23 protein-coding genes are annotated in these 24,293 nt (G+C 74.8%); 16 read left to right on the forward strand and 7 right to left on the reverse strand.

The features are described 5' to 3' along the window. Positions 1–7: 7 nt before the first annotated feature. Complete coding sequence (locus tag TPA0908_RS22735; RefSeq protein ID WP_281941060.1) at positions 8–427, forward strand: NUDIX hydrolase; 420 nt, start codon at positions 8–10, stop codon at positions 425–427. A gap of 84 nt (positions 428–511) precedes the next feature. Here TPA0908_RS22735 and TPA0908_RS22740 read toward each other — a convergent pair whose 3' ends face one another. After that, entirely contained in the window at positions 512–1,243 is a 732-nt protein-coding gene (locus TPA0908_RS22740) for a class I SAM-dependent methyltransferase (RefSeq protein ID WP_281941061.1), read from the reverse strand. A 393-nt stretch (positions 1,244–1,636) separates the two neighbouring features. On the opposite strand from TPA0908_RS22740, the gene TPA0908_RS22745 reads away from it, so the two are divergent. The 5 genes from TPA0908_RS22745 to TPA0908_RS22765 all read left to right on the forward strand — a co-directional run bounded on the left by TPA0908_RS22745 (position 1,637) and on the right by TPA0908_RS22765 (position 5,562). Beyond that, on the forward strand, positions 1,637–2,365 hold the full coding sequence (locus TPA0908_RS22745; RefSeq protein ID WP_281941062.1) for a TauD/TfdA family dioxygenase: 729 nt from the start codon (positions 1,637–1,639) through the stop codon (positions 2,363–2,365). Then, entirely contained in the window at positions 2,352–3,380 is a 1,029-nt protein-coding gene (locus TPA0908_RS22750; RefSeq protein WP_281941064.1) for a hypothetical protein, read from the forward strand. The genes TPA0908_RS22745 and TPA0908_RS22750 overlap by 14 nt, the downstream gene beginning before the upstream one ends. A gap of 29 nt (positions 3,381–3,409) precedes the next feature. Further along, positions 3,410–4,195 carry a protein phosphatase 2C domain-containing protein gene (locus TPA0908_RS22755; protein WP_281941066.1) on the forward strand — a complete coding sequence of 262 codons (786 nt, stop codon included), beginning with the start codon at positions 3,410–3,412 and terminating at the stop codon, positions 4,193–4,195. Positions 4,196–4,213: 18 nt separating this feature from the next. After that, positions 4,214–4,669, forward strand: a complete 456-nt coding sequence (locus tag TPA0908_RS22760; protein WP_281941068.1) for an NUDIX hydrolase — start codon at positions 4,214–4,216, stop codon at positions 4,667–4,669. Positions 4,670–4,770: 101 nt separating this feature from the next. Continuing rightward, the gene (locus TPA0908_RS22765) at positions 4,771–5,562 is read left to right on the forward strand and encodes a class I SAM-dependent methyltransferase (protein ID WP_281941070.1); all 792 of its coding nucleotides are present in this window, start codon (positions 4,771–4,773) and stop codon (positions 5,560–5,562) included. A 6-nt stretch (positions 5,563–5,568) separates the two neighbouring features. Here the strand turns inward: TPA0908_RS22765 and TPA0908_RS22770 are convergent, their stop codons facing one another. After that, complete coding sequence (locus TPA0908_RS22770; RefSeq protein ID WP_281941072.1) at positions 5,569–6,963, reverse strand: pyridoxal phosphate-dependent decarboxylase family protein; 1,395 nt, start codon at positions 6,961–6,963, stop codon at positions 5,569–5,571. A gap of 60 nt (positions 6,964–7,023) precedes the next feature. Beyond that, entirely contained in the window at positions 7,024–9,015 is a 1,992-nt protein-coding gene (locus TPA0908_RS22775; protein WP_281941074.1) for an AfsR/SARP family transcriptional regulator, read from the reverse strand. Between the two features lie 63 nt (positions 9,016–9,078). Here TPA0908_RS22775 and TPA0908_RS22780 point away from each other — a divergent pair, with 63 nt between their 5' ends. The 8 genes from TPA0908_RS22780 (at position 9,079) to TPA0908_RS22815 (ending at position 18,144) form a co-directional block, all read left to right on the forward strand. Then, positions 9,079–9,957, forward strand: a complete 879-nt coding sequence (locus TPA0908_RS22780) for an alpha/beta fold hydrolase (protein WP_281941076.1) — start codon at positions 9,079–9,081, stop codon at positions 9,955–9,957. A 93-nt stretch (positions 9,958–10,050) separates the two neighbouring features. Further along, a complete protein-coding gene (locus tag TPA0908_RS22785) occupies positions 10,051–11,022 on the forward strand; it encodes an ATP-binding cassette domain-containing protein (RefSeq protein ID WP_281941078.1) in 972 nt (323 codons plus the stop codon). Between the two features lie 11 nt (positions 11,023–11,033). Then, positions 11,034–11,852 (forward strand): ABC transporter permease, encoded by an 819-nt coding sequence (locus TPA0908_RS22790; RefSeq protein WP_281942655.1) that lies wholly within the window; start codon positions 11,034–11,036, stop codon positions 11,850–11,852. 78 nt (positions 11,853–11,930) lie between these two features. Then, positions 11,931–14,720, forward strand: a complete 2,790-nt coding sequence (locus TPA0908_RS22795; protein WP_281941080.1) for a DEAD/DEAH box helicase — start codon at positions 11,931–11,933, stop codon at positions 14,718–14,720. Continuing rightward, entirely contained in the window at positions 14,717–16,018 is a 1,302-nt protein-coding gene (locus tag TPA0908_RS22800; protein ID WP_281941082.1) for an SWIM zinc finger family protein, read from the forward strand. The genes TPA0908_RS22795 and TPA0908_RS22800 overlap by 4 nt, the downstream gene beginning before the upstream one ends. A gap of 100 nt (positions 16,019–16,118) precedes the next feature. Further along, on the forward strand, positions 16,119–16,934 hold the full coding sequence (locus tag TPA0908_RS22805; protein ID WP_281941084.1) for a TetR/AcrR family transcriptional regulator: 816 nt from the start codon (positions 16,119–16,121) through the stop codon (positions 16,932–16,934). A 23-nt stretch (positions 16,935–16,957) separates the two neighbouring features. After that, a complete protein-coding gene (locus tag TPA0908_RS22810) occupies positions 16,958–17,269 on the forward strand; it encodes an NIPSNAP family protein (RefSeq protein WP_281941086.1) in 312 nt (103 codons plus the stop codon). 59 nt (positions 17,270–17,328) lie between these two features. Beyond that, complete coding sequence (locus TPA0908_RS22815) at positions 17,329–18,144, forward strand: hypothetical protein (protein WP_281941088.1); 816 nt, start codon at positions 17,329–17,331, stop codon at positions 18,142–18,144. Here the strand turns inward: TPA0908_RS22815 and TPA0908_RS22820 are convergent. Continuing rightward, a complete protein-coding gene (locus TPA0908_RS22820; RefSeq protein ID WP_308447842.1) occupies positions 18,141–19,142 on the reverse strand; it encodes a helix-turn-helix transcriptional regulator in 1,002 nt (333 codons plus the stop codon). The genes TPA0908_RS22815 and TPA0908_RS22820 overlap by 4 nt on opposite strands. Before the next feature lie 89 nt (positions 19,143–19,231). Here TPA0908_RS22820 and TPA0908_RS22825 point away from each other — a divergent pair, with 89 nt between their 5' ends. Further along, complete coding sequence (locus TPA0908_RS22825) at positions 19,232–19,822, forward strand: mycothiol transferase (protein ID WP_281941092.1); 591 nt, start codon at positions 19,232–19,234, stop codon at positions 19,820–19,822. An 18-nt stretch (positions 19,823–19,840) separates the two neighbouring features. Here TPA0908_RS22825 and TPA0908_RS22830 read toward each other — a convergent pair whose 3' ends face one another. Continuing rightward, positions 19,841–21,058, reverse strand: a complete 1,218-nt coding sequence (locus tag TPA0908_RS22830) for a MalY/PatB family protein (protein WP_281941095.1) — start codon at positions 21,056–21,058, stop codon at positions 19,841–19,843. Between the two features lie 33 nt (positions 21,059–21,091). Between TPA0908_RS22830 and TPA0908_RS22835 the strand changes: the two genes are divergently transcribed. After that, a complete protein-coding gene (locus tag TPA0908_RS22835; protein ID WP_281941098.1) occupies positions 21,092–21,649 on the forward strand; it encodes a GNAT family N-acetyltransferase in 558 nt (185 codons plus the stop codon). A 34-nt stretch (positions 21,650–21,683) separates the two neighbouring features. Here the strand turns inward: TPA0908_RS22835 and TPA0908_RS22840 are convergent, their stop codons facing one another. Both TPA0908_RS22840 and TPA0908_RS22845 read right to left on the reverse strand, forming a co-directional pair. Further along, complete coding sequence (locus tag TPA0908_RS22840) at positions 21,684–22,505, reverse strand: MOSC domain-containing protein (protein ID WP_281941100.1); 822 nt, start codon at positions 22,503–22,505, stop codon at positions 21,684–21,686. 3 nt (positions 22,506–22,508) lie between these two features. Next, positions 22,509–24,137 (reverse strand): acyl-CoA dehydrogenase family protein, encoded by a 1,629-nt coding sequence (locus TPA0908_RS22845; RefSeq protein WP_281941103.1) that lies wholly within the window; start codon positions 24,135–24,137, stop codon positions 22,509–22,511. Positions 24,138–24,293 lie beyond the last annotated feature (156 nt).

Here is a 24,293-nt window from a genome sequence, read left to right on the forward strand (position 1 = left end):
TCCGCGCATGACCAGCTACGACGTCGCCCTCGTCCTGCTCGTCGACCCGGCCGGCGCGATCCTCATGCAGCACCGCGACGGCAACGCACCCGTCTCGCCGTACCGGTGGAGCCTCCCCGGCGGCAGCATCGAGCCCGGCGAGACACCCGAGCAGGCCGCCCGCCGCGAGCTGCGGGAGGAGACCGGCCTGACCGCCGGTGACCTGCGCCTGCTGTGCAGCGGCCCCCGACCGTACGAGGAAGGTTTCCCGCACACCGTCACCGTGTACGTCTTCCGTGGCACCACGGACGCCCGCCAGGAGGACGTGGTGCTCGGCGAGGGGCAGGCCATGGTCTTCGTGCCCCGCGACCAGGTGCTCGACCGCGAACTGGCGGTCGGCACCGCCAAGGTCCTGTCGCTGCACCTGGCCGACCCCGAGGTCGGCTAGCGTTCCGTCACGTCACGTCAGGCTTCGGTCGGCGTCGGACGGCCACTGTCGAGCTGAGAGCGGAGACGACTCACGCGGCGGTGATCAGCGCACGACCAGCAGGTCCAACGCGTCGACCACCGGCCCGGTGCCGGCCCGGGCAGCCTCGCGCAGGCGCGCGACGCCCGCCGCGTACTCGTCGTCGGTGATCAACTGGAGCGGCGTGTGCGCCTCCCGGCGCAGCGTGACCGCCGCCTCCCGCAGCGACGTCGCGGTGACCTGCGGGACCGGCTCGACGGACGCGGCGGGGAAACCGGCGCCGGCGAAGGCCGACCCGACCTCGGCGACGCCGGGGTACGTGTCGAGCACGCGCACGGCCTCCGGGAAGTAGCGGAACAGCGTGATCGCCCGATGCCGGCCGGCGAATGCCGAGCGGATGAGCACCGGGCCGCCGGGCCGCACCACCCGGCGCAGCTCGCGCGCCGCGGCGACGAGGTCGGGCACGTGGTGGATCACGGTGGAGAGCCACGCGCCGTCGACGCTGCCGTCGCCGAGCGGGAGGCCCGCCGCGTCGCCGCCCAGGAGCGGCCGGAACGCGGCACGGGCGCGCATCGCCGGCGACGGCTCGACCGCGACGACGTGCAGGCCCGGAAACCAGGTGGTGAACGCGTCGGCCCACCTCCCGGTGCCGGCGCCCAGGTCGAGCAGGCGCATGCCGGGCCGCGGGTCGAGGTGCCGGGCGACGGCCTCCCGCCACGCGGTGAGCCCGTCGTCGGCGAGGTGCCGGGTCGCCGCGAACGCCGCCGCGTCGGTGTCGTCGTACGCGATGCGGGCCATGTCGTCGAGTCAACTATCCGGTGGGCGCCCGGAGCAAGCGTGGAGATGAATTCCGCAGACCGGCGGCGGCCGCATCGAAGATGGATGGCGTTCACCTTTCTCATCTTCGGAAGCGTCCTGGACCTGCTCGCCTCCTGACTGGCGGGACGGCGGCCTACGTTGCGGCCCGCTGTCATGTATCCGACGGCGGCTCGGGGACGCGAATGGGTGCTCTGAGAGCACCGGCCTGATTGCGTAGCCGGCTCAAGGTTCCACGCCCGCGAGGCCGTGGACGTGTCCTGGAGCGGCGCGCCCAGCCCGCACCTTCCGGCCCGAGGCAGGAATCCGATACGGCCTGACCGCGACTCGGAACACGTATGATTATCGATCTCGTGAGGCTGGCAGGGGAGCGTCATGCGGCTGCTGAGAGCGGATGCCCTCGCGGAGTTGGGTCCTGAGCAGACGCCGAGCGTTCTCGGCCACGACGGCGTGGTCCTGATTCGCGAGGCGAGTGTCGACGAAGTCGGTGATCTCCTACGCCGATGGACGGAGCCGGTCGATCACCCGCACCAGGCAGTCGACGGCCTGACCGTCATCACTCCGCGCCACCGCTCCGAGGGCGCGAAGTCCGAGGCCGGTTTCACCCGGTCGGCCCTGCGCCCGCACACCGACCGCAGCCTGCAGGCGACACCGCCGAGCGTGCTCGCCGCGCTGATGGTCTCGCCGGTGGGATCAGGCGGGGCAACCACCCTGGTCGACAGCGCCCGAGTCCTTACCCGGCTACGCCGTCACTTCGGCGACGCCGCGGTGGCGGCCCTGCGGCTGGTGCCGGCGGACGGCTCGGTCGAGCGTCCGGTGGTCGAGACGGCGGCGGGACTCACCCGGCTTCGATACCGCGACGATCAGGTCGCCGGCCCCTACGGAAGCGCTGACCTGGTGGCGCGGTTGCGTCGCCTGATTGTCGAGGAGACGGTCACGGTGGAGCTTGCCGCAGGCGAGGGCTACCTCGTCCACAACCACCGTTACCTGCACGGGCGTACGGCCTTCACCGGCGACCGTCGCCTGATGAGGTTTCTCGCCCGGGTCAGATCCGACCACCCGTACGCGTGGCTCGACAGGGGGTTCTCGAATGCGAATTCCTAGGCCCAGGCCGGGCGAGACGGCGGCGGCCGACCGTGCGCGCCTGATCAGCGCGTTGACCTCGGTGCCTCCGCCCGCCGACGTGGCGTTTCCGCAGGTGATCCGGGAGGTCGTGGAAGCTCATCCCGATCCGGAGCGGGTGCTGCGGACGATTGTCGACGACCGCGGCCTGCGGTCGCGAGTCCGGTTCGCGGCTCTGTACGCGTTGCTGCTGCGGCTGCGCCGCGAGGAACGGCATGCCGAGTACGGCGGCATCGTCCGCGACTACGAAGGCGAGTTCGGCATCGAGCCCTACTTTCACACCTTCCGCGCCATCGTGGCCCGGACGCGAGGCGATCTGGCTTCGCTACGAAGTTCCGTCGAGTATTCTCGGCAAGCGGTCGACGCCATGCCGGACGTGCCGGGAGTCGTGCACCAGCTTGCCGCATTCTGGGTGGAATACCTCGAACGGTTGGAGGAGACCGCACCCGTCAACGACCTCGACCAGATCGAGCGACAGGTCGATCGTGCGATCACCCTGACTCAGGGTCGAGTCGCCCACTACTACGAGACGAAGGGGCGTGTGCTGGCGCTGCGCGGCGAGTTCGAGGCGGCGCGTGCCGCGGTCGGACAGGCTGTCGAACTGGAACAACGCACGTCGCGCGACTATCTTCGCCGGCTCACGCAGTATCAGGCCACCCGGGTACGCGTCGACCTCATGCAGGAGCGGAGTCGCTGGGCCCGTGCCCACGGACGGTTTCGCACCGAGCTGACCGAGTTCAAGGCGCAGCAACTGCAACTCCTCGGCCTGCTTGCGGCGGTGGTCGCGTTCATCGCCACCGCGAGTAACATCGCGAGTCAGAGCAAGGGAACCGACGCTATCCGTCTGATGCTGGTGGCCTCGGGTGCGACCGGCATCGTGTTCGGTACCTTTTCCCTGGTCAACAACAGCAGCATCCGCCGGGTCGCGGCAGCGATCCTGCTCGGCGGCGCGCTGGTCGGGGCGGGGATGTTCGTGCCCAGCTCCTGGATGTCATGAGAACGGACCAGTCCATGCAGGTACGAGAAATGATCACCACTGCGGGCGGCGTGCGGGCGAATGAGGACCGCGTCGGTCACCGTGGCACGCTCGGCTGGGTCATCGACGGGGCCACCGATCTGTACGACGACGCTGCGCTTCCCGCCGGCAGTGACGTGCAGTGGCTCGTCGACACCGTCGGCGAGCGGCTGACGGAGGCCGGGGCGGATGCCTACCGCGACGACCCCGCGGACCTGCTCGACAGCGTCGCCGCCGAAGTGGCCCAGCGCCAGGCCCGGCTCGGGTTTCCGGACGATCGCGTGCCACCGGCGTGCTCGATCGCGCTCTGCGTCGACCAGGGCGCGCGGTTCGCGATCAGCCGGGTCGGTGACGCCACGGCAGCGGTCAGCGGGCGAAAGCCGCTCGTCCTGGCCACCGGCTATTTCGACCGGCGGGAGGCGGCGGCGGTGGGGTCCGGTGAGACGAAAGCCCAGCGGGTCGCGGCGGCGATGCACGAGCGGCGGCTGCACACCATGACTTCCGGCGACATCGAATCCGTCTTCTCCGGGCATCCGCGGCGGGTCCTGCGTCCACACGGGATGGTAGGCGCCTGGGCAGACACCGACCACGTCCTCCTGTGCACCGACGGCTTCGCCCGGCTGGTCACCGACTATCGGCTCTATCCGGGATGGCCGGAGGTCGTCACCGACGCGTGCGAGCGCGGGTTGCCGTTCCTGGAGAAGCTGATCCGCGACGTGGAGGCCGATGTCGGCACGGTGAGCGGCCGGTTCAAGCGCGCCGACGACGTCGCCGCCATTCTGATCACCAGAGACTGACCCTGGAAGGCTGCCCGCATGACCGATCGACCGCCTTATCTCGTCGAGCGTAACCCCGGCTACTTCGAGTACCAACTGCCGATCTCGGTGAAGCTGGTCGTGGACCACCACGGCCGGGTGCCACTGCTGAGGAACGAGCGCGACGAGTGGGAACTGCCCGGCGGCAAGCTCGAGGTCGGCGAGACACCCGAGGACGGGGTGTGCCGTGAGGTCGCCGAGGAACTCGGACTGACGGTTGGCGACGTCGACATCATCGACGCGTGGGTCTACGAGATCACGCCTCAGCGCCACGTGTTCATCGTCAGCTTCGGCGCCGTCTACACCGGAGACGAGGGTCTCGTCTGCTCCGCCGAGCACAAGGAACTGGGCGTTTTCACCTACGACGAGGTGCCCGGCCTGCGCATGCCGGAGCCGTACAAGCGGACCATCGTCCGGTGGCGTGAGCGGGTGGAGCGTCTGACCTCAGCGCCGTGATCCTTGCGCGAGAAGACTTCCGCTTCCGCGTCGGTCGGCCGCTTCCCTGCCCTGAGCAGAATGACTGGCGGCCTGCCGACGGCTGCGGGCAGGCTGCCCGAGTGACGAACGGTTTCACCGGCGAGGTCGCCACCCTGTACGCACTGCATCGGCGCGGCTACCCGCCCGAGGTGCTCGACGCCCTCACGGACGCGTTCCACCTCGACGCCACCGACACGGTGGTCGACCTGGGGTGCGGCACCGGCCAGTTGAGCCTGCCGCTCGCCGCCCGGGCCGGCGCCCTCATCGGCGTGGACCCGGAGCCGGACATGCTGGCCCTCGCCCGTCGCGCCGCCCTGGACGCCGGAACGACGAACGCCACCTGGGTTCTCGGCGGTGACGGCGACCTGCCCGCGCTGTCCCGGCTGCTCGGACCGGGACGGGTCGGCGCGCTGACCGTCGCGGTCGCCATCCACTTCATGGATCGGGACGCGCTCTGTGGCGTCGCCCGGCCGCTGCTGCGGCCCGGCGGCGGCATCGCCGTGATCACCAATGGCGCGCCCCTGTGGTTGCAGGATGCCGACTGGTCGCGCGCGCTGCGCGGATGCCTGGAACGGCTGCTCGGGCATCCGGTGACCGCGAGCTGCCAGACCGACGAGGCCGGTCGCCGACTCAACCGGGAGGCCCTCGTCCGGGCCAGCTACCGGTACGCGGAGTCGGTGGTGTGGTACGACGCCCCGCTCACCGTCGACGACATGATCGGCGGCGTCTTCTCCGCGATGTCCGCCGACCGGTTGCCCACCGCGGAGCGGCGTGCCGCGTTCACCGCCGAGGTCCGCGACGCCCTCGGCGGAAGGGACGAGGTGTCGGAGCGGGTGAACGTCTGGCTGCAGTGCGGGGTGCTCGGAACGTAGCCGTCCTCAGCGAGCCACGCTCCGGTGTGTGAGTCGGACGATCGCGGCCACCGACCGGTCCACGTCCGCCGCCGTGGTGGTCGCGTTCGACACCGAGATCCGCATCAACCGTCGGCCCCGCCACGTCGTCCCGCCCACCCAGCAGGTGCCGTCGGCCTGCACCGCGGCCACCAGCCGGTCGGTGCGCGCGTCGTCGCCGAATCCGACCAGCACCTGGTTGAGCACCACGTCGTTGACCACCTCGAACCCGGACGCGGCCAACCCGTCGGCGAACCGGCGGGCCAGCGCGCAGCACCGGTCCACCAGCGCGGTGACGCCGTCGCGGCCCAGCTCCCGCAGGCCCGCCCAGACCGCGAAGCCACGGGCGCGGCGGGAGGACTCCGCGGTCAGGTCCGCGCCCGCCGGCACCCCGCCGGAACCGACGAGGTACGCGGCCGAATACGACAGGGCCGCCGCGTGCGCGTCGGGTCGGGCGCAGAACGCGAACGCGGTGTCGTACGGCAGGTTCAGCCACTTGTGCCCGTCGCAGGCCCACGAGTCGGCCGCCTCGATGCCGTCCACCAGGTGCCTGGTGGCCGGGCTGGCGGCGGCCCACAGCCCGAACGCGCCGTCCACGTGCACCCAGCCGCCGTGCCGGTGCACGAGGTCGCAGGCCCGGCGCAGCTCGTCGCAGGCGCCGGTGTTGACGTTGCCGGCCTGGAGGCAGACGATCGTGGGCCCGGGCCCGGGCCCGGGCCCGGCATCGCGCAGCGCCCCGGCCAGCGCGTCCGGGTCGATCGCGCCCTGCGGGTCGGCCGGCACCTCGCGCAACGCGTCCGTGCCGAGGCCGAGCAGGCGCAGCGACCGGTCGACGGTGGCGTGCCGTTCGGCGCCGGCGAGCACCCGCACCGGCGGCGCGCCGAGCAGGCCGCGCCGTTCCACGTCCCAGCCGGCGTCGGCGAGGACCTGGTGCCGAGCGGCGGCGAGCCCGGCGGTGTTGGCGGCCTGGCCGCCGGTGACGAAGCCGACCGACGCCGACGCCGGCAGGCACAGCAGGTCCTTGAGCCAGGTGCCGGCGGCGGTCTCGGCGGCGACTGCGGCCGGCGAGGTGACCGCGTTGAACGCGATCTGGTCCCAGCCGGCGGCGAGCATGTCGGCGGCGGTGGCGGCCGGGGCCGCGCCGCCGACCACGAAGCCGAAGTAGCGCGGCCCGGCGGTGGCGACCAGCCCCGGCTCGGCGGCGGCCACCAGTTCCGCCAGCACCTGTTCCGGGGGTGTGGGCGCGGCCGGCAGCGGGGCGGCGAACGCCCGGTCCAGCGCGGCCTGGTCGACCGGCCGGCCGACCGGCCGCTCCGGCAGCGACCGCCGGTAGTCGGCGGCGTGGTCGGCGGCCCGCCGGAACAGCTTCCGCAGCTCGTCCATCGCCGCACCCTAGCCCGGCCACCGGTCACGCGCGTCGCAGGGACGTGGCGGGGCCGCCCCTCACGTCGACCCGATGGCGGCGTCGAGCCGGTCCAGGTGCGCGGCGACCGGGCCGGCGGTGAGCATGCCGCTGCCCGCGCCGGCCACCTCGTGCGCCGCCGGGGCGAGCGCGGCCCGGGCCCGCCGCATCGCGGCCCGGTCGCCGAGCGCCACCGCGGCCCGGCCGGTCAGGCACCACAACGCTTCGAGCAGCAGGTCGGGCGGGGGCGCGGGGGTCCGGCGCAGCGCGACGGCGGCGTCGGCGGGGCGGTCGGCGGCGAGCAGGACCAGCGGGCGGGCCCAGGGCGCGTACGGCCCCCAGTCGGTGTCGTCGGGGAAGTCGGCGGGCCGGTCGTGCCACACCCGCAGGCACAGCAGCGCCAACGGGAGCAGGCCGCGCGCCACGCCGGGCATGCCGCAGCCGACCAGCCGGGGCGCGGCCGACCGGTAGGCGGCCTCGGCCCGCGGGTACGGCGCGCCGGTCGCCGCGGTCCGCATGGCCCGGTACCAGGTGGTGAACACGCCGGTGAGCGGGGACTCGTGCCGGTCGGCGAGTCGGTCCGCGGCGTCCGCGTGCCCGTCGGCGCCGGCGAAGTCGGCGAGTGCGCCGCGGGCCTGCATCCGGATCAGGTGTCCGAGGATCTCGACCGGGGCCTGGCCGTGCCGGGCGGCCAGGGCGACCAGTTCCGCGCCGACGGCGTCCCGTTCGGCGGCCAGCCCGGTGCGGTGGAACGTCTGCAGGAACACGCCGTTGAGCGCTTGGGCCAGCAGCCCCGGGTCGGCCAGTCGCCGGGCGATCGCCTCGGCCTGCCGGGCCGCTTCGGGACCCCGCGTCGACGGCCGGCCGCGTGACTCGACCGCGACGGTGGCGAGCAGCCGCGCCCGGGTCGTCTCCGGCGCGTCCGGGCCGAGACCGGCGAGCGCCCGCTCCGCCGCGGTCACCACCCGGGCCGCCTGTTCCGGGTCGTCCGACCGGGTCCAGATCGCCGGCACGTCGTACCCGCCGATCACCCGCGCGGTGAGGTCCGGGTCGCCGAGCTGCTCGGCCGCGTCGATGGCTGCCAGTCGCTGGTCACGGGCGGCGGCCAGGCCGCCCGGCCCGGTCACCGCGAGGCTGCGCAGCAGGCCGACGGTGGACTCCAGCCGGGCCCGCGCGCCCGGCACCACGCTGCGCTGGTACGCCGCGGCGGCCTCGGCCCAGACGTGCGCGGGACCGGCCGGCTCGGGGTCGGCCTGGCGTCGCAGATCGGTCTCCAGTCGGCGCAGTCGCGGGCCGGGGTCCAGGCCGAGCTGGTCGCGCAGCAGTTCGCGGGCCCGGCGCAGCACCGCGAGCGCGTCGGCCTGCCGCCCGGCCCGGTAGAGCGCCAGCGCCAGCAGCCGCCAGCCGTCCTCCCGCCACGGGTGGTCCGCCACGTGGGCGTCCAGGTCGGGTACGGCGTCGGCGGCCCGGTCGAGCGTGAGCAGCGCCTCGGCCCGGCGTTCGACGGCGGTGAGCCGCACCTGGTCGAGCCGGGCGCGTTCGGCGTGTGCCCACGACCTGTCGACGTCGGCGTACCCGGGCCCGCGCCACAGGCCCAGCGCCGCGTCGAGCCTGTCGAGCGTCGGCCGGGGCAGCGCGTCGGCGGCGTCGGCGACCGCGGTCTCGAAGCGCCAGGCGTCGACCGTGTCCGGGGCGGCGCGTAGCGCGTACCCGGGTCCGTCGGTGACCAGCAGCCGGGCCGGCTGCCGCGGTGGGCGGTGCGGTTCCAGGCCGCGGCGCAGCGCCGCCACGAACGTGCGGACCGCGCCGACCGCGCCGGCCGGTGGGTCGTCCCAGAGGTCCTCGACGAGGTGCCCGACCGGCACCACCCGACCCCGGGCCACGATCAGCCGGGCCAGCACCGCGCGGTGCCGTGGACCCCGTAGGTCGACGGGTGCGCCGGTGTCGTCCCAGGCCGTCACCGGACCGAGCACACCGAAGTTGACCCGCACCGACCGTCCCTCTCCTCGACCGGGCCACCGTACCGCGCTCATCGGTTGCTCATCCGGCGCGGCGACGCTGGTCGGGCACCAGTCGAGCGGAGAAAGGAACGACCGATGACCTCCACCATCGCCGGATTCGACACGCGACGGGTCACCGTCGCCGAGGACGTGGCGCTGCACGTGGCCGTGGGCGGCTCGGGCAGCCCGATCGTGCTGCTGCACGGCTTCCCGCAGACCCACCTGATGTGGCGGCACGTCGCCGCCGACCTGGCCGCCGACCACACCGTCATCTGCCCGGACCTGCGCGGGTACGGGGCCAGCGACAAGCCGGCCGCGGGCGACGAGGACACGTACGCGAAGCGGACCATGGCCGCCGACGTGGTGGCCCTGGCCCGGGCGCTCGGCCACGAGCGGTTCGCGCTCGCCGGCCACGACCGGGGCGCCCTGGTCGCGGTCCGGGCCGGCCTCGACCACCCGGACGCGGTCACCCACCTGGCGTCGCTGGACGTCCTGCCCACCCTCGACATGTGGGAGGTGCTGCACGGCGCGTCCGCGTCGGTCGCGTTCCACCTCTACCTGATGGCCCAGCCGCCCGGCCTGCCGGAGCGGATGATCTCGGCCAGCGCGGACGACTTCTTCGGGTACTTCCTCGACGCCTGGGCCGGCGATCCGGCGGCCATTCCGGCCGACGTGCGCGCCGAGTACCTGCGGGCCTCCCGGGAGGCGGTCGACTCGATCGTCGCGGACTACCGCGCCTCGGCCGGGATCGACGTCGCGCACGACCGGGCGGACCGGGCCGCCGGGCGGCGGCTGGCGATGCCGGTCACGGTGATCCAGCAGGACTGGGGTGCGGCGCTCGGCTACGACGCGGCGGCGGTGTGGCGGGCCTGGGCCCCGGACCTGGAGCACCGCACCACCTCCGCCGGACACTTCCTGGCGGAGTCGGCGCCGGCCGAGGTCAGCGCCGCGCTGCGCGCGCTGCTGGCCCGGTAGCGGCGCGCCCGGCTTCCGGCGTTCCCGTATCCTCTACCGTATGATGTACGCTAGGGCCCGCCGTCGAGGCGACACTGCGGAGGAGGGCGCGACGTGGCAGCGGGCGAACACGCGATCATCGCGGCGGGGCTACGCAAGCGGTACGGGGACCGAAACGTCCTGGACGGGTTCGACCTGCGGGTCCCCCAGGGCACCGTGTGCGGTCTGCTCGGCCCGAACGGTGCCGGCAAGACCACCGCGGTGCGGATCCTGTCCACCCTGCTCCGCTTCGACGAGGGGCGGGCCGAGGTCGCCGGCGTCGACGTCGCCCGCCGGCCCGACCAGGTGCGCCACCGCATCGGTCTGGTCGGGCAGCACGCCGCGCTGGACGAGGTGCTCAGCGGCTACCAGAACCTGGTCATCTTCGGCCGCCTCTGCCACCTCGGCACGAAACGGGCCCGGCAGCGCGCCACCGAGCTGCTGGAGCGCTTCGGCCTCGCCGACGTCGGCGACAAGCCGGTCAAGGCGTACTCGGGTGGCATGCGGCGCCGGCTCGACCTCGCCGCCGGCATGATCCTCACGCCGTCGGTGCTCTTTCTCGACGAGCCGACCACCGGCCTGGACCCGCGCGGCCGCAACGAGGTCTGGGAGTCGGTCCGTGAGCTGGTCCGCTCCGGGACCACCGTGCTGCTCACCACGCAGTACCTGGACGAGGCCGACCAGCTCGCCGACCAGATCTCGGTGCTGGACAGCGGGCGGGTCGTCGCCGCGGGCAGCCCCGACGAGTTGAAGTCGCGGCTCGGCGGCGACCGGATCGACCTCGTCCTGCGCGACGCCGGTGACCTGGCCGTGGCCGCCGCGCGGCTGCGGCTGGTCGCCGGCGCGGAGCCGGCGGTCGACCCCGACCGCCGCCGCGTCAGCGCCCCGGTCGGCGACCGGGTCGGCGCGCTCACCGAGGTGCTGCGGGCGCTCGACGCGGGCGGCGTCGCCGTGGCCGACGTGGCGCTGCGCCGTCCGACGCTCGACGAGGTGTTCCTGCACCTGACCGGCCACCGCTCGCGGGCGGCCGAGGAGGTGGCCGCGTGACCGGCGCGACCCTGCCCACCACGGTCGGCCCGGCCGCCGTGTCCGGGCGACCGTTCCTGCTCGCCGACAGCGTCACCCTGACCCGGCGCGGCCTGGCGTACTGGCGCCGCGACCCGGGGCCGCTGATCGCGTCGCTGGGTTTCGACGTCGTCATGGTGCTGATGTTCGCCTACCTGTTCGGCGGCGCGCTCCGGGTGCCGGGCGGCGGCAGCTACCGCGAGTTCCTGATGCCCGGCATGTTCGCCATGACCATGGTGTTCGGCATCAGCCTCACCACCCTGGCCGTCTCCGCCGACGTCGACCGTGGCGTCACTGACCGGCTCCGGTCGATGCCGGTGTCGCCGCTGGCCCCGCTGATCGGCCGCGCCGCGGCCGACATGCTGTTCGCGGTGGTGACCCTGGCGGTGATGGTGCTCGCCGGCCTCGCCGTCGGGTGGCGGGCGCACGGCGGTGTCGGCGACACGCTCGCCGCGTTCGGGCTGATCCTGCTGCTGCGCTTCGCCCTGGTCTGGGTCGGCATTTTCCTCGGCCTGGTGATGAAGGGGCAGCAGGCGGTCGCCGGCGTGCAGACGCTGGAGTTCCCGCTCGGCTTCCTGTCCAACGCGTTCGTGGCGCCGTCCACCATGCCCGCGTGGCTCGGGGTGGTGGCGGAGTGGAACCCGTTGTCGGCCACCGTCGGCGCCGTCCGGGAGCTGTTCGGCAATCCCGGCTGGGGCGGTGACTCCTGGGCGGAGTCCCACTACCCGGTGCTGGCGGTGGCGTGGCCGTTGGTCCTGGTCGCGGTCTTCCTGCCGCTGTCGGTCCGCGGATACCGCTCCTTGCGCGACTGACCGCCCGGCCGGACGGGTAGGCTACGGTACGTTGTACGCCAAGCGGGGTGGACCGCCGGCGCGATCGGGAGGTACGAGGTGCTGCTCGGGCGGTTCGCGGTCGTCTTCGAGCCGGGCGATCCGCCCCGGGCCGGCACGGTCAGCTTCTACGATCCGACCGGCGACGCGGTGCCGGACGAGTGCGACGCGCTCGGCGACGTCCGCGAGCTGACGCTGGCCCTGCCCCTCGACGGCCCGGTCGCGGCGTGGCAGGTGCGAGTCTGCGCCGTGCCGGTCGCCGACGCGGTCCGGCAGCTCGTCGCGCTGCGCGACGCGGCGGACGTGACGCCCGCCGCCGCGTTCTGGTCGGCGGTGGCGGTCACCGGCCTGCACCTGGTGGCGCGGGGCCGGCTGCTGCCCGGCGTCACCCCGGACGGGCACGACGCCTGGCGGGTAGGCCCCTTCGACGTCGCCGACGTGGCGCGCATCCGCGCGCTCGCCGCGGCGATGCCGGCCGGGGCCCGCGCCGTGCCGGTCGACCCGTTCGCCGAAACGCTCGTGCTGCCCGACGCCGAGGGCCTGGTCCGGGCGTTCCTGGACGCGGTGGCCGACACGCTGCCGCGCATCCCGGCGGCACCGTGGCTGACCGGCGACGACCGGTTCACCGGCCTGGACCCGCAGCCGGTGGAGGAGCTGCGCGACTGGGCGCGCGAGGTCTCCGCCGGCGTGGACACCGGGCTGCGGGTGGCGTTGCGGCTGGTGGGGCGTGGCGACTTCGCGACCACCGGCCTCACCGCCGTGGTCCGCCTGCGCAGCCTCGCCGACCCGACGGTGGTCAGCGACGCGGCCGCGCTCTGGGAGGGCGACGCGCACGGCCTCGGCGAGCAGGCCACGTTCGAGGCCATGCGCGCGGTGCGCCGGGCCGCGACGGTGTGGCAGCCGCTGGCCCGGCTGCTCGACGAGGCCGCCCCGGTCGAGCTGGAACTGCTCGACGAGGACCTGATCGACCTGCTGGGCGGCGCCGAACGGCGGCTCGCCGCGGCCGGAATCGACGTCGAGTGGCCGCCGCGGTTGTCCCGCGAGCTCACCGCCCGCGTCCTGATCTCCTCGCCGCCGGAACAGCCGGCCGACCCGGCCGGCGTCCTCCGCTCGGCCGCGCCGATGCCGCGGAGCTGGCAGCTCACGCTCGCCGGCGAGGCGCTCACCGACGCGGAGATGGACCTGGTCGCCAAGTCCCGGCCGATCGTCCGACTGCGCGAGCAGTGGGTGGCGGTCGAGCCGGAGCTGGCCCGCCGGGCCCGGGAGCGGCAGCTCCCTCCGCTCAAGGCGTACGACGCGCTGGCCGCCACGTTGATCGCCAGCACCGAGGTGGACGACGAGCGCGTCGAGGTGGTGGCCGACGGCTGGCTCGGCGCGTTGCGGGAGCGGATCGCCGAGCCGGACGGCGGCCCCGAGCGGCTGGCCCCGCCGGCCGGGCTGGACGGCACGCTCCGCGCGTACCAGCTGCGGGGGCTGCGCTGGCTGGACCGGATGACCTCGCTCGGCTTCGGCGGCTGCCTCGCCGACGACATGGGTCTGGGCAAGACCGTCACCGTCGTCGCGCTGCACCTGCGCCGCCGCGCCGGCCCGGCCCTCGCCGGGCCGACGCTCGTGGTCTGCCCCGCCTCGGTGCTGGGCAACTGGGAACGCGAGATCCGCCGGTTCGCGCCGGGCGTGCCGGTCCGCCGGTTCCACGGCGCGGCCCGCACGCTCGACGACCGCACCGACGGGTTCGTGCTGACCAGCTACGGCACCATGCGACTGGACGCGGCCGTGCTCGGCGGGCGACGGTGGGGGATGGTGGTCGCGGACGAGGCGCAGTACGTGAAGAACCGGCTCAGCGGCACCGCGAGGGCGCTGCGCGAGATCCCCGCCGACGCCCGCCTCGCGCTCACCGGCACGCCGGTGGAGAACAACCTCTCCGAGCTGTGGACCATCCTCGACTGGACCACGCCCGGCCTGCTCGACACGGTCGGCACGTTCCGGGCCCGGTGGGCCCGACCGATCGAGGTGGACCGGGACGCGTCAGGCGTGGACCGGCTGTCCCGTCTGGTCCGTCCCTTCCTGCTGCGGCGCCGCAAGTCCGACCCGGGCATCGCGCCGGAGCTGCCGCCGAAGACGGTCACCGACCACCTGGTGTCGCTCACCGGCGAGCAGGAGACGCTCTACCGCCGGGTCGTCGACGAGGTGATGGGCGAGATCCGCGCCAGCCCGACCGGCATCGCCCGCCGGGGGCTGGTGCTGAAGCTGCTCGTCGGGCTGAAGCAGGTGTGCAACCACCCGGCGCACTATCTGAAGGAGCCGCACGGCGAGCTCGCCGGCCGCTCGGAGAAGTTGCAGCTCCTCGACGACCTGCTGGAGACCATCCTCGCCGAGGACGGCGGCGCCCTGGTCTTCACCCAGTACGTGCGGATGGCCCGGCTGCTGGAGCGGCACCTGGCCGCGCGGGGCGTGCCGGCGCAACTGCTGCACGGCGGCACGCCGGTGCCGCAGCGCGAGGAGATGGTCCGCCGGTTCCAGGCCGGCGCGGCGCCGGTGTTCCTGCTCTCCCTCCGGGCGGCCGGCACCGGTCTCAACCTGACCAGGGCCGACCACGTCATCCACTACGACAGGTGGTGGAACCCGGCCGTGGAGGAGCAGGCCACCGACCGGGCGTACCGGATCGGGCAGACCCGGCCGGTGCAGGTGCACCGACTGATCGCCCAGGGCACCCTGGAGGACCGGATCGCCGCGCTGCTGGAGTCCAAGCGGGAGCTGGCCGACGCGGTGCTCACCGGCGGCGAGACCGCGCTGACCGAACTGTCCGACGCCGAGCTGCTCCGGCTCGTGCGGCTGCGTGACGAGGGATGACGGACGTGGACTTCGACGTCGAGTTCGACGACGAGCCGGACGACGACGCGACCGGGCCGGTCGAGGACGACGGGCGGGCCCGGAGCTTCCCGGCGTTCGGGCCGGGCCGGCGGATCGGCAGGAAGTTCGCCGACACCTGGTGGGGCAACGCCTGGATCGAGTCGATGGAGCACACCGCGCTCGACCCGGAACAGCTCAGGAAGGGCCGGCGGTACGCGTTCGCCGGTCAGGTCGGGCCGATCACGATCAGCCCCGGGCGGATCTCCGCGCCGGTGCACGACGGCGACCAGTACACCCCGCACCACACCGAGGTCCGGATCTCCACGCTCGCGGACGCGGAGTGGGACCGCCTGCTGGACCGGGTCGCTGCCCGGGCCGGGCACATCGCCGCGCTGCTCGACCGGGACATGCCGCAGGACCTGGTGACCACCGCCGACGACGCCGGGGTGCGGCTGCTGCCCGGCTACGGCGACCTGGAGCCGTCGTGCGACTGCCCGTCCTGGGACCATCCCTGCCGGCACGCCGCCGCGCTGTCCTACCAGGCGTCCTGGCTGCTGGACCGGGATCCGTTCGTGCTGCTGCTGATGCGGGGGCGGGCGGAGCCGGAGCTGATCGAGGAGCTGCGCACGCGTAACGCCGGCCGCGCGGTCGCCGCCGGCGCGGCGGACGCCGTCGGCGTCCGGGCCGAGGAGGCGTACGCGACCGTCCCGGCCGCCCTGCCCGGACCGCCGCCGGCGGTCCACGACGAGCCGATGGCGCTTACGCCGCTGCTGGCCCCGCACGACGCGCCCGGCCTGGACGCCGAGGCGCTGGGCGTGCTCGCCGCGGATGCCGCGTCCCGGGCCCGGCGTCTGCTCACCGCCGACGCGGCCGAGGCGCTGGCGCCCGAGCACGACGCCTGGTCGGACGCCGTGCGGCTGGCGTCGCGGATGCCGCGGTCGCGGGCCGCGCGCCGCCTCGCCGAGGCCAGCGGCCGGGTCGACGACCTGCCCCTGGCGATCAGGGCCTGGGAGTACGCCGGTGCCGCCGGCCTGGCCGCGGTCGACGCGGTGTTCAGCCCGCCGAAGGAGTTGGTGTCCCGAACCACCGACGCGCTGCGCGAGGCCGGCGGGATCGGCGGCGCGACGCCGCAGGTGCGGAACTGGCGCAACCGCTGGACCGTGGGCCGGGACGTGCAGGTGCGCTACGGCCCGGACGGCCGCTGGTACCCGTTCCGCAGGCGGTCCGGCCGGTGGTGGCCGGCGGGCCCGCCCGGACCGGATCCGGCCGACGCGCTGCTGGAGCTGTCGAGGGACTGATCCGTGGACCGGCGGCCGGCCGGAGGGTCCCGCTCCGGCCGGCCGCCTCAGCGGACGGCCCGTACGCCATACGGTATGGCGCCGGTAGGATGGAGCCACTATGTCGAAGGAGCGCAGCGGCAAGGCCGACCCCGCACGCAGCCTGGCCATTCTGTGGCGCACCCGGGAGCCCACCAGCCGCGGCACCGGTCCGGGGCTGAGCGTCGACCGGATCGTGCGGGCGGCCGTCGAGATCGCCGACGCCGAGGGCATCGACGCGCTCACCATGCGGCGGGTCAGCGAGGCGCTGGGCGCCGGCACCATGTCGGTCTACACCTACGTGCCCGGCAAGTCGGAGCTGCTCGACGTCATGGTCGACACCGTCTACGGCGACATGCCGCGCCCGGCCGACGTGCCCGGCGGCTGGCGCGGCCGGCTGGACCGGATCGCCCGGGACAACCTGGCGCTCTACCGCGCCCACCCGTGGCTGCTGCGCGCCGAGACCAGCCGCCCGGTGCTCGGCCCCCACACGCTCGCCAAGTACGACTACGAGCTGCGCGCCGTGGCCGACATCGGGCTGGACGACGTGGAGATGGACGCCGTGCTCACCCTGATCCTCGGGCACGTCAAGAGCATCGCCCGCGCCGACCACGACGGCGCGCAGCTGGAACGCGAGACCGGGATGACCGACGGGCAGTGGTGGCAGATCCACGGCCCGTGGCTGGAGAAGTTCATGACCTCGGGCAGCTACCCGACCGCGGCCCGGGTCGGCTCGGCGGCCGGGGCGGCACACGGCGCGGCCTACGGCCCGGAGTACGCCTTCGAGTTCGGGCTGCGGCGGGTGCTGGACGGCGTCGCGGTGGTGGTCGCCGAGCGCACGGGCGGGGCCGGTCCACTGGGCTCGCCCCCGAGCGACGCCGGTGACGCCGGGCGGTGACCGCGCGCCGCTAGGGTGGTCGCATGATCACGTGCGTCGTGCACTACACCATCGATCCCGCCCGGATCGAGGCGTTCGAACGGTTCGCCCGCGCCTGGATGACGCTGGTGGCCCGGCACGGCGGCGTGCACCACGGCTACTTCCTGCCCGCCGAGGGCGCCAGCGACCGGGCCGAGGCGCTGTTCAGCTTCGAGAGCCTGGCGGCGTACGAGCGGTACCGCTCCCGGTTCGGCGTGGACCCGGAGTTCGTCGCGGCCGACCGGATCCGCGACGAGTCGGGGTGCGTGCTGCGGTACGAGCGCACGTTCATGCGTCCGCTCCTGCCGACCGACTGACGCCGTCGTCCCGGCGAGGGGCGGCGGAACCGTCGACGGTCGTCCTACGATGAGCGGCGATGACGACCCGCGTGACGCCCCGTCCCGGGCTGGACGGATGGGCGGAGGTCGACCCCGCCCGGCACCCGTTCGACCCGGCCGTCGCGGCCGGCGTGGTGCGCCGGCTGGCTCCGCCACCACCACCTCCCGCGCCCGACATGCCGTCCCTGGAGCCTTACGACGCCACGGCGTGGTCGGCGTACCAGGAGGCCGGCCGGCGGTCCGTCGAGTGGAACATGGCCATGACGGACGCGCTCGTGGCCCACTACGGCACCTGGGCGTACGACTGGGCCTGGCCTCCCACCCCGGTCTGGGACCGCTGGACGCCGATCGTCACGTCGTCGGATGAGACCCTGCGCCTGGTCACCGCGTCGCTGGTGGCCTGGCGGCGGTGGGTGGAGGAGACGGCCGGGCGCTTGCACCGGCTGCTGCCGTCGTTGCGCGCCGCCGCGCTCATCGGACCGGACGACGCGGTCGTGGCCTGGGAGGCGGCGATCGCGGAGCTGCTGACCGCCGCGGTGGCCTGGGCCGAGGAGACGGACGACTGGTTCGGGCGGGGCCGTCGGCTCCTCACCTGGCTGCTCACCGCCGCCGGCCTGCCGGTCGAGCACAGTGTGACGCTGGTCGGCCGGGCGCTGGACGCGCGGTTCCACGGCTGGGTGCACCTGACGGCCGCCGATGTCGCCGACGTCGCCGAGCACCTGGCCCGGGAGGTGATCGGACGGTCGGCCGGCCGGCTCGCCGGGCCGGGCGAGTGCGGTGACGACTGGCCCGACACGTGGCCGCACGGCTGGCCGTCGTGGCGGGCCGCGAACCGGCCGCGACCGTACAGCTAGGACGTCGGCGCGTTCGGAGCCCTGGCCGCGGCGGCGTAGCGCCGGGCCAGGCGGGCGAACGCGTCCCGCAGCTCGGGCGGCCCGACCACCTCGATGTCGGCGTCGTACCGGCCGAGCAGGGCGGCCAGGCCGGGCCAGGACCAGCCGCCGAGCACCAGCCGGCAGCGGTCCGGGCCGAGCTCCTCGACCAGGCCGTCGCGGGTCCAGGTGGAGACCGTCCGGGCCGGCAGGTCGAGGATCACCTCCCCGCGGCACGGCCAGTCACCGGGGCCGCCGGCGCCGTGGAACCGGCCGGCGACGAACGCCGCCACGTCGCCGCCGGGAAGCTCCCGGGGCGTGAACCGGGGGCCGGTCGGGGTGCGCGGACTGACCCGGTCGACGCGGAACGTGCGCCAGTCGTCGCGGTCCAGGTCCCAGGCGACGAGGTACCAGCGCCCGCCCCAGGTGACCAGGTGGTGCGGCTGGACCCGGCGTGGCGGCGGCAGGCCGGCCGGTGGATCGGCCGCCGACCCGGCCGGGTAGTCGAAGCGCAGCACCTCGCGGGCGTGCACCGCGGCGCTGAGCGTCACCAGCAGGCCCGGCTCGACCCGGGGCCGGGCCGGGCCGCCGGACTTCTCCACCGCGACCACCCGCAGGGCGTCGACGCGGTGGCGCAGCCGCGCCGGCATGACCTGCCGGACCGTGGTCAGCGCACGCGCGGCGGACTCCTCGATGCCGGTCACGGTGGTCGCCGCGGTCTGCAACGCCACGGTGAGCGCCACGGCCTGCTCGTCGTCGAAGAGCAGCGGCGGCAGCGCCGCCCCGGCGCCCAGCCGGTAGCCGCCGTCCGGGCCCTTGGCGGCGGCGATCGGATAGCCCAGCTCGCGCAGCCGGTCGACGTCGCGGCGCACGGTCCGCGCGCTCACCCCGAGCCGTTCGGCCAGCACCGCGCCCGGCCAGTCGCGACGGGCCTGCAACAGGGACAGCAGGGCGAGCAGGCGGGCGGACGTCGTCGACATGGGCCGCATTCTGCCCCGGGTAGCGGACAGAAACTGACCGCTACGCCTGCGAGCGTGGACCGGCACCGATCGCCGACCGGAAGGAACCGATGACCGTGACCATGATCGCCCCGACCGCGCCGCCCACCACGCTCGACGCCGAGCGGACCGACCTGCTCCGGGCGCTCGCCGGCGCCCGCGCCGCGCTGACCGCCACGGTGCGCGACCTGACCGACGCCCAGGCGGGGGAGCGCCCCACCGTGAGCGCGCTCTGCCTGGGCGGGGTGCTCAAGCACGTCGCGTCCGGCGAGGAGGCCTGGCTGCGGTTCGTGGTCGACGGCCCGGCGGTGATGGCCTTCACCCTGCCCGACGGCGTGACCTGGGCGGAGTTCCTGGCCGGCACGGCGCGCGAACTGCCGCGCTGGGCGATCGAACGGGAGCGGACGTTCCAGATGCTGCCCGAGGACACGCTGCCCGCCATCCTCGACCGGTACGCGCGGGTCGCCGCCCGTACCGAGGAGATCGTCGCCGGTCTGGCCGACCTGTCGGCGGCGCATCCGGTGCCGGACGTGCCCTGGCACGAGCCCGGCACGGTGCTGAGCGTGCGCGCCGTGCTGATGCACGTCATCGCCGAGACCCGGCAGCACGCCGGGCACGCGGAGATCCTGCGCGAGACGCTCGACCGGCGGACCACCACCTGACCCGGCGCGGGCCCGCCCTCACCCCGGCGCGGCGACGGCCCGGCCCATCCGGGTCACCGCCTCGGTCAGCACGGCGGGCGAGGTGGCGAAGTTGAGCCGGACGAAGCCCGCGCCACCGGTGCCGAAGACGTGCCCGGAGCTGAGCGCCACCCGGGCGTCGTCGAGGAACATCCGCGCCGGGCCGGACAGGTCGGTGACCACGCCCGGACCGTCACCCGGCGTCTCGGTGGGCACGCCGAGCCGGGTGCAGTCCAGCCAGGCGAGGTAGGTGCCCTCGGGCGGCTGCCAGGACACCGCGGGCAGGTGCTCGGCGAGCAGCGTCCCGAGCAGCGCGCGGTTGGCGTCGAGGCCGTCGAGGAGCTGGTCCAGCCACGGCCCGCCGGCGGCGAACGCGGCGGTGTGCGCGAGCACCCCCAGGTGACTGGGCCCGTGGCCGACCTCCTCCGGCATCCGGGCCAGGTCGGCGGCGGTGTCCGGCCCGGCGACCGCCACCGCCGCCTTGAGACCGGCGAGGTTCCACGCCTTGGACGCCGACAGCAGCGCGAACGCGTTCCCGGAGCCGGGGACCGTGAGGTAGGGGGTGAACCGCGCGCCGGCGAGCGCCAGCGGAGCGTGGATCTCGTCGGAGACGACCCGGACGCCGTGTCGCGCGGCCAGCTCGGCGACGGCGGCCAGCTCGTCACGGCGGTGCACCACGCCGGTCGGGTTGTGCGGGTTGCAGAGCAGGAACGCGGGCCGTGCGCCGAGCAGCCGGGCCCGGCGGAACGCCTCGTCCAGCGCGGCGAGGTCGAGCCGTCCGTCGGGCCCGAGCGGGGCCTCCAGCACCCGCCGGTCGGCGTGCGAGACGAACGCGTAGAACGGCGGATAGACGGGCGGGCAGACCACCACCGCGTCATCCGGTTCGGTGACCAGCCGCAGCACCTCGACCACGCCCATCATCACGTCGGGCACCAGCGTGCTGCGCCCGACCGGGAAGTCCGGCCAGTCCCAGCGCTGCGCCGCGAACCCGGCGAGCGCCTCCGCGTAGCCCGTCCCGTGCGCGTAACCGGTGTCGCCCTGCTCGACCGCGCGGCGCAGCGCGTCGGCCACCGGCGGCGCGAGCGGCACGTCCTGCTCGGCCACCCACAGCGGGAGCACGTCCGGCGGGTGCAGCCGCCACTTGACGCTGGTGCGCTGCCGGAGCTGCTCCAGCGTCAGCCGGGTGAGCGGGTTGCGGTCGTCGGCGGAAACGCGCATGCCGTTCACCCTAGGCGGCTCTACCATCGCCCGATGGCCCGCCCGACGTATCCACTGCGGACGCCGCGACTGCTGCTGCGCCCGGTCACGCCCGACGACCTGGACGACGTGCACGCCTGGCAGCGACGTCCCGACGTGTGCCGCTGGACGCTCGCGCAGCCGCGTACCCGGGAGCAGTCCCGGGCGTCGGTGGCCGCGATGGTGGGCGAGGACGCGCTGCGGGCGGAGGGCGACTGCCTGACACTGGCCGCGGTCGCCGGCGACCGGGTGATCGGCACGGTGGAGCTGGTCTGGCGCAGCCGCGCCGACCGCACCGCCGAGCTGGGGTACGTCTTCCATCCCGACCACGGCGGCCGGGGCCTGGCCACCGAGGCGGCCGGCGCGCTGCTGGACTGGGGGTTCGGCCCGTTCGGGCTGCACCGGGTGACGGGCCGGTGCCACGCCGGCAACGAGGCGTCCGCCCGGCTGCTGGCCCGGCTCGGCATGCGCCGGGAGGCGCGGCACGTGCGCAGCTACCGGTTCCGTGACGAGTGGGCCGACCAGCTCGTCTTCGCCGTCCTCGCTGACGAGTGGCGCCCCCGCGCGGGCTGAGCCGGCCCGCGTGCGGCCCTGGGCCCGGAGGCGGTCAGTCGGCGGTGACCGGGTCGCCGACCCGGATCTCGCCGGCGCCGACCGGGATCAGTCGGATGCCGAACCACACCTTCCCGTCCCACCGCCGGTGCCGCGCCAGCGTGCGGATCGGCTCCCTGCCGCTGGTGAGCGTCACCGGGTCGATCAGCGTGAGTGAGCAGCGGTCGCAGCGTTCGGCGACCCGGAAGTCGACCGCGCCGATGCGCACCCGGGTCCAGCCGTCCTCGGCGAACGGCGCGACCGGGCCGTCGAGCACCACGGTGGGCCGGAACCGGGCCATCGGCAGCGGGTCCGGCGCCGGCTCGCCCCGCTCCAGCGCGCCCTCGACGATCCAGTCCCGCAGCCTGCGCAGCGACGGCAGCGTGGCGGCCAGCAGCGGGCCGGCGTCGGCGAGGTTCAGCGGGTCGCCGGGGCGGCCTCCGTGCGCCTCCGACACCGGGCGCCGGCGCGGGTCGTCCAGCCAGCCCAGCCGCACCGGGCGCGCCAGGCGCTCGGTGAGCCAGTCGTGCGCCTCGGCGGTGGCCAGGCGTACCGAGTCCAGCCGGGACAGCGTGGTGGCGACCGGCGGGCCGGCCACCGGCTCGGGGACGACCAACGAACCGCCGGCCCGGTCGGTGAGCGTGAGGGAGCCGACGCCGGGCACGGCGGTCAGCCCGAGCATCCGGGGCACGGTGCGGGCGGTGAGCACCGCGCCGTCCGGTTGCAGCAGCACCCAGCGCCGGTCGTGGCGCAGCCCCCACGGCTCGACCGTGGCCCGGTCGACGTCCACGCCGGCCAGCGACTTCACGGGGTGGACGTGGGCCGAGACGAGTCGCACCGGTCAGCCGACCTTCGGGGTGGCCCGGTCGATGATCGCGGCGAGGTCGAGGCCGCCGGGCAGCGTCCCGTACGCCTGACCGTGGTCGCCGCCCAGCCGGGACGCGCAGAACGCGTCCGCGACCGCCGGGTGGCCGTGCCGGACCAGCAGCGCGCCCTGGAGCACCAGCGCGAGCCGCTCCACCACGCGGCGGGCCCGCAGCTCCAGGTCGGTGTGGTCGGCCAGCTCGTCACGCACCGCGCGGACCGCCGCGTCGAGGCGCGGGTCAGCGCCGGCCGCGGTGGCGACCTCCGCCTCGTACGCGGCCAGCACCTGCGGCTCCCGGGTGAGCGCGCGCAGCACGTCCAGCGCGGCGACGTTGCCGGAGCCCTCCCAGATCGAGTTCAGCGGCGACTCGCGAAACAGCCGCGGCATGCCGGACTCCTCGACGTAGCCGTTGCCGCCCAGGCACTCCAGCGCCTCGGCGGCGTGCCCCGGCCAGCGTTTGCACACCCAGTACTTCCCGACCGCCAGCGCCAGGCGCTTGAACGCGGTCTCGCCGGCGTCCCCACGCGCCGACCGGTCGGTCGCGCCGGCCAGCCGCGTCATCAGCACGGTGGCCGCCTCGGACTCCACCGCCAGGTCGGCCAGCACGTTACGCATCAGCGGCTGCTCGGCCAGGTAGCGGCCGAACGCCCGCCGGTGCGTGGCGTGGTGCACGGCGGTGGTCACGCCCTGGCGCATGCCGGCCGCGGCGCCGATCACGCAGTCCAGGCGGGTCAGGTTGACCATGTCGATGATGGTGCGCACGCCGCGGCCCTCGTCGCCGACGCGCCACGCCACCGCGTGCTCGTACTCGATCTCGGCGGAGGCGTTGGAGCGGTTGCCGAGCTTGTCCTTCAGCCGCATCAGCCGCATCGGGTTGCGAGCGCCGTCGGGCAGCACCCGGGGGACCAGGAAGCAGGTGAGGCCGTCCGGCGCCTGGGCGAGCGTGAGGAACAGGTCGCACATCGGCGCGGAGGTGAACCACTTGTGCCCGACCAGCCGGTAGCTGCCGTCCGGCTCGGGCCGGGCGGTGGTGGTGTTGGCGCGCACGTCCGAGCCGCCCTGCTTCTCGGTCATCGACATGCCGGCCAGCAGGCCCCGCTTGCCCAGCGGGGGACGCAGCCCGTGGTCGTAGTCGGTGCTGGTGAGCAGTGGCTCGTAGCGTGCGGCCAGCTCGGGGCTGTGCCGCAGCGCCGGCACCGCCGCGTAGGTCATCGAGATCGGGCAGCCGTGCCCGGCGTCGGGCCGCCAGACGTAGAAGCCGGCGGCGCGGGCCACGTGCGCGCCGGGCCGGTCGTCGACCCACGGCGCGGCGTGCAGGCCGTGCCCGACCGCGGTGCGCATCAGCTCGTGCCAGGAGGGGTGGAACTCCACCTCGTCGACGCGGTGGCCGTAGCGGTCGTGGGTGCGCAGCACCGGCGGGTGCTCGTTGGCCAGCCGGCCGTGCTCGTTGGCCGCCTCGCCGCCGGCCAGCCGGCCCAGCTCGCGCAGCCCGGCGGCGGCCCAGCCGGCGCCCTCCCGGGCCAGACCGTCGAGCAGCGCCGGATCGTCGGCGGTGTCGTGGCCGACCAGCGGCGGGACCTGGTTGACGACCTCGTGTGTGGTCACGGCGGCACTCCCAGCGCGCGGTGGCGGAAGGTGGATTGAACCACCGTTCAACCCCGACCGGCAACCGCGTGTCGACCGGTCGATTCGGCTCGATTCGTTTGACATCATCCCGCTCGGCGAGAAGAGTGGCCGAAACTTTCTTTTGTTCGGAAAGCG

Origin of the sequence: Micromonospora sp. AKA38, from assembly GCF_027925725.1 — a bacterium.
Classification (GTDB): Bacteria; Actinomycetota; Actinomycetes; order Mycobacteriales; family Micromonosporaceae; genus Micromonospora.